The following is a 3,190-nucleotide window of genomic DNA, read 5'->3' on the forward strand; positions in this document are numbered from 1 at the left end:
AGGAGGCAGGAGGCAGGAGGCAGGAGGCAGGAGGCAGGAGGCAGGAGGCAGGAGGGATAATAAATGATAATTGATTTAAAATGCTAAAAAAGAGCGATTTAGCGCGATAAATCGAATTTTTCGGGTGAATAGTTTTTCCCAAAGGAATCGCGCGGGAGATGGGAAAGGAATAAAAAAAAGGGGGGGCGATTCGCCTCCCCTCCTTTGAGCTTTTTAGCCAGGGTTTTAAATTGTTTTCGGATCTGTCTCGATCGCGCGGAACCGCCTTTTCCCTTGTCGTTACGTCCCTGACGGCGCGGGGACTCCCATCGTTTCAGTCGCATGGTTTCCTTTCCGTATTACGATTCCCTCTCATTGTAGCACGTTTTTCAAATTTCTATCCTCCCGCCTCTTGCCTTTCGGTGGGAACCGCGGTGCTAACGCACCCTACGGTCTTCCTCTCGCCTCTTGCCTTCTTATTGATTCTCTTCCGAGGGAGGGTTTACCGCGCTTTCGAGGATCACCATTCTATTTTTATCCGTGTAATAGGCACGTAAGGAATCGGTGGTAGATTTAATCACGCTCGCGAGGGGAACGGCGATTAAAAGACCGAGAATTCCCGCGACTTTTCCCCCGATAAATAGCGAGAGAATAATCCAGACCGGATTTAAACCGATCATCCCTCCCATCAATCGGGGAGCGATGACATTATCGTTAATTTGCCCGACGATAACCGTTAAAATCAAGACTTTTAATCCCAGCCAAAAATTCTGAAGCATGATCAGGATACTGATGCCGATGATCGTGAAAGCGCTCGCGAAAGGGATCAGGGTGGTTAGTCCGATCGCCACCCCGAAGAGTAGCGCGTAATCGACCTTTAAAATCACGAAAACAAAGGTTTGGGCGACGCTTAAAATTCCCGCGAGAATCGATTGTCCCGCGAAATAGGTTTCAAAGGTCTGCCGGAAGCTTTCTCTCAGGGTTACATTCCAGGGAGAGGGAAGCCAACTATAGATCCCGTCCCAAATTTTCTCCCCGTATAAAACCAAAAAAACCGTGAGAACAATGATGAAAAAAATGTTTAAGATACGGTTGATCGTGCCGAGAACGAAGCTGAGTAATTGAGCGCTCAGGGTTTGTAGTAAGGCGGATAACCGTTCGGAAAGCTGATCGATCGAGGCACGAATATACCCGGAATACTTTTGAGCTTTATCGAGTCTTTCTAAATGCTGTAACTTTTCGGTTCCCGATTCTATCCAACTCGGCAAACTATTAATTAAACCGCTTAACTGATCGATAATTTGCGGGATTAAAATTAATCCCAATAAAACTAAAACACAGAGCGCGATGGCGAAAACGATCGTGACCGCTCCCGGGCGGCTCACCCCCCGTCTTTGCAGTAATTTGATGGGAACCTCTAATAAAAAAGCCAGTAAGCTGGCCGTAATGAACATGGTAACGAGAGGTTCTAAATAACTGAATAGCTGGAACAAAAGCCAGCCATTCAAAAAAAATAGCGGGAAGATGAATCCTAACCGCAACCAACGAGGCAGTTGATTGAACAGATCGATCATGGCGACACAGTAGCGGTAACAAAGAAATCGGCGACGGGAAACCTCGATCGTTTTCCCATCGCCTTTTAAGGTCTACCGAATTGGCGTTGATAGACCGCTTCTTCTTTCCCCGATTCGAGTTTGATATCCGATCGGGGGTAGGCGACACATAATAGAGCGTAGCCTTCTTTCTGCAATCCGGGCGATAATCCCATCCCGTCCCCCTGTTCGACGGTTCCCTCGGATAGTTTGGCCGCGCAGGTGGTGCAAACCCCGGCGTTACAGGAGTTCGGCAGGTCGATTCCCGCGTCGTGGGCGGCTTGTAGGATGGTCTGATCGTCTCTCACCGCGATCGTGCGGGTGGTTCCTTGATGGGAGATTTCAACCTGATAGGTAGTGGTCATGGTTTACGAAATAATAGCGCGTTCAAAAATCACATACTCCATTGTAAGGACTCGCCGGCCATTCCGCGACCGGTCACTCGAATACCGCGCCCCGATCGAGCAAACTTTCCCGTAATTCATCCGTCATGCCCTCGTTATCGCCGAATCTCGCCCCGAATACCCTAGCACCGCTGAGATTCGCCCGGCTGAGATTCGCCTCGACGAGATTCGCCCCCTCCAGATCCGATCCGATGAGGTTGCTTAGCGCCAAACTCGCGCGGTAGAAATCCGCGTATTTTAGATCCGCGTTGCCTAGGAGCGCGCCACTGAGATCCGCGCCTTTAAAATTGGCGTGAACGGCGATCGATTCGCTCAGATCCGCGTCGGTGAGATTCGCCCCCCGGAAATTCACCCGATCGAGATCCGCCCCCCCTAACGATACCCCGCTTAATTCCGTCGCCAGCAGATCCGCCCCGGCGAGATCGACGAGGGGATCGAGATCCATCCACCGCGCCAGTTCGAGAAAATTATCGGTATCCGCCGTGTAGACGCGCTCGATGTCTTCCTTCAGTCGCGCGAGGATTGCCGGCTCTTCGTCTTTCGGTTCGGTGGCGGTCTTATCGATTTCTACGTCGCCGGAACCGAGAGATAGATAGCTAAGATAGGGATTTAAACGGGTTTCCACCAGGAAAAAGGCTAATTTTCGCTCTAGAATGGCGTGTTTGTTCGGGCTGATATCGTGTCGCCACAGTTTTTCGGTCTCGACGATCGAGATATCCGCGGGAGTGGCGGAAAAACGCGCGAGCAGATGGTAGGGTTCTTCTTTGACCTCGATCGATCCCAGTTTAATCCGCTCGATCGAGCCGGTGAAGATCGTGCCGGGACTTTTCAGCGCTAACCGCCAGCGATAACCGTCCGGCACTTCCACGCGCGACACCCGGAAATCCAGGCGCTCGCCACCGATGGGAGCGATCGAACACCCCCCGGCCACCGCGTCGAGAATCCCTCCCTTGAGTCCCCAGGTGATCTTTCCGTCGAGTAACGGCAGGGAGTGCGATTGTAGGTGCAGGGTGAGATATAACTCGAATTCCCGCGCGTCGGAAGCGATCGGTTCGAGATTCAGGCACACGCTATCCGGGTAGCGATCGAAAGAAGCTAAAAGACGCATATAACTTTGGTGGGGAATAATAACTTTTTCGTTAAGTGGGGGAGTCAGGAGGCAGGAGTCAGGAGTCAGGAGTCAGGAGGCAGGAGGCAGGAGTCAGGAGTCAGGAG

The 3,190-nt window shown here is 51.6% G+C and carries 4 protein-coding genes; all 4 read right to left on the bottom strand.

Going from position 1 to position 3,190, the window contains the following annotated elements; all coding sequences use genetic code 11:
- Positions 1-98: 98 nt before the first annotated feature.
- On the bottom strand, positions 99-323 hold the full coding sequence (locus V0288_RS25240) for a hypothetical protein (protein WP_422662076.1): 225 nt from the start codon (positions 321-323) through the stop codon (positions 99-101).
- Positions 324-455: 132 nt separating this feature from the next.
- Positions 456-1,553, bottom strand: coding sequence for an AI-2E family transporter (locus V0288_RS24890; RefSeq protein ID WP_332867896.1), 1,098 nt, complete (start codon positions 1,551-1,553; stop codon positions 456-458).
- 65 nt (positions 1,554-1,618) lie between these two features.
- The gene (locus V0288_RS24895) at positions 1,619-1,936 is read right to left on the bottom strand and encodes a 2Fe-2S iron-sulfur cluster-binding protein (RefSeq protein ID WP_332867897.1); all 318 of its coding nucleotides are present in this window, start codon (positions 1,934-1,936) and stop codon (positions 1,619-1,621) included.
- 73 nt (positions 1,937-2,009) lie between these two features.
- Positions 2,010-3,083 carry a pentapeptide repeat-containing protein gene (locus V0288_RS24900; RefSeq protein ID WP_332867898.1) on the bottom strand — a complete coding sequence of 358 codons (1,074 nt, stop codon included), beginning with the start codon at positions 3,081-3,083 and terminating at the stop codon, positions 2,010-2,012.
- Positions 3,084-3,190 lie beyond the last annotated feature (107 nt).

The sequence above is a fragment of the Pannus brasiliensis CCIBt3594 genome (assembly GCF_036688125.1).
Taxonomy (GTDB): domain Bacteria; phylum Cyanobacteriota; class Cyanobacteriia; order Cyanobacteriales; family Microcystaceae; genus Pannus; species Pannus brasiliensis.